Origin of the sequence: Pseudomonas sp. 43(2021), assembly GCF_017490805.1 — a bacterium.
Lineage (GTDB): Bacteria > Pseudomonadota > Gammaproteobacteria > Pseudomonadales > Pseudomonadaceae > Aquipseudomonas.
On record NZ_JAFGYJ010000093.1, the window covers coordinates 1 to 838 of the forward strand.

At 57.9% G+C, this 838-nt stretch carries 2 protein-coding genes and 1 pseudogene; all 3 read right to left on the bottom strand.

Annotation, left to right across the window (positions count from 1 at the left end; genetic code table 11):
• Nucleotides 1-98 (bottom strand): annotated as a pseudogene (locus tag J5M71_RS26050) (phage minor tail protein L); the annotation flags it as partial.
• Nucleotides 98-427 carry a phage tail protein gene (locus J5M71_RS26055; protein WP_000847379.1) on the bottom strand — a complete coding sequence of 110 codons (330 nt, stop codon included), beginning with the start codon at nucleotides 425-427 and terminating at the stop codon, nucleotides 98-100. The pseudogene J5M71_RS26050 and the gene J5M71_RS26055, both read right to left, overlap by 1 nt.
• On the bottom strand, nucleotides 424-838 hold a 415-nt coding region (locus J5M71_RS26060; protein ID WP_033557405.1), incomplete at its 5' end, for a phage tail tape measure protein. The genes J5M71_RS26055 and J5M71_RS26060, both read right to left, overlap by 4 nt.

Here is an 838-nt window from a genome sequence, read left to right on the forward strand (position 1 = left end):
CCACCGACCTCTGTCAGGTCGATTTCCCAGAGCACCACGCTGGCCGACTGCTCCGCACGGGTGCATTCATTCAGTGTTTCCTGCCGGATATCCTGCATCAGTTCACCACCTGTTCAAACTCTGCGCTGAACTCAACACGCAGCATACTGACCCGCGACGACCATTTTGCGCAGGTCACCTTTATCTGCCGCCACTCATAAGGCGGCGTCCACAGAAAGGATTTCCAGCCCCCGTGCTCTTCCAGAAACGACTCCAGTACCGTGGCCTCCTCACGGGGGACAGAAAGCGTCACGCTGTACGTTTTCAGGTTGGCATTCAGCCCGGCAGGCGCTCGCTGAGAATAGCCATCACCAAAGCGCACCTTTCTTACAGAAGGGACCGAAGCCACATCCATACCGGGTTTCACTTTCCAGCGGAAGGTCTTCATCGTCCACCTCCGGAGAACAGGCCACCATCACGCATCTGTGTCTGAATTTCATCACGGGCACCCTTGCGGGCCATGTCATACACCGCCTTCAGAGCAGCCGGACCTATCTGCCCGTTCGTGCCGTCGTTGTTAATCACCACATGGTTATTCTGCTCAAACGTCCCGGACGCCTGCGACCGGCTGTCTGCCATGCTGCCCGGTGTACCGACATAACCGCCGGTGGCATAGCCGCGCATCAGCCGGTAAAGATTCCCCACGCCAATCCGGCTGGTTGCCTCCTTCGTGAAGACAAACTCACCACGGTGAACAATCCCCGCTGGCTCATATTTGCCGCCGGTTCCCGTAAATCCTCCGGTTGCAAAATGGAATTTCGCCGCAGCGGCCTGAATGGCTGTACCGCCTGACGCGGAT

Excerpts from the sequence above, each read along its gene's own strand:
- J5M71_RS26055 (WP_000847379.1), bottom strand. The coding sequence starts at position 427 with ATGAAGACCTTCCGCTGGAAAGTGAAACCCGGTATGGATGTGGCTTCG.